General features: G+C 53.4%; 1 protein-coding gene. It reads right to left on the reverse strand.

Annotated elements, in window-relative coordinates:
• On the reverse strand, positions 1-264 hold a 264-nt coding region (gene thyA / locus H6A60_RS13255), incomplete at both ends, for a thymidylate synthase (RefSeq protein WP_205105332.1).

Below are 264 nucleotides of genomic sequence, written 5' to 3' on the forward strand. Positions count from 1 at the left end.
GCCTTCCACCCGAAACATAGAATTGGAAAAATGCGTGGCAGGGCGGTAGCGCTTGTTTGTCGACGTCGCCAGGGTTGAACGCGACAACGAGCATGCGACGAGAATCTGGGTTTTTCTTGATCGTCTCGATGACATTGCTGATTTGATCGATCGTGCGACCATCGGTTGTTTCCCACGCGCGCCATTGTTTGCCGTAGACGGGGCCGAGGTTGCCATCGGCATCCGCCCACTCATCCCAAATTCCGACTTTGTTTTCTTTTAGGT

It is taken from the genome of Sutterella massiliensis, from assembly GCF_016899755.1.
GTDB lineage: Bacteria > Pseudomonadota > Gammaproteobacteria > Burkholderiales > Burkholderiaceae_F > Sutterella > Sutterella massiliensis.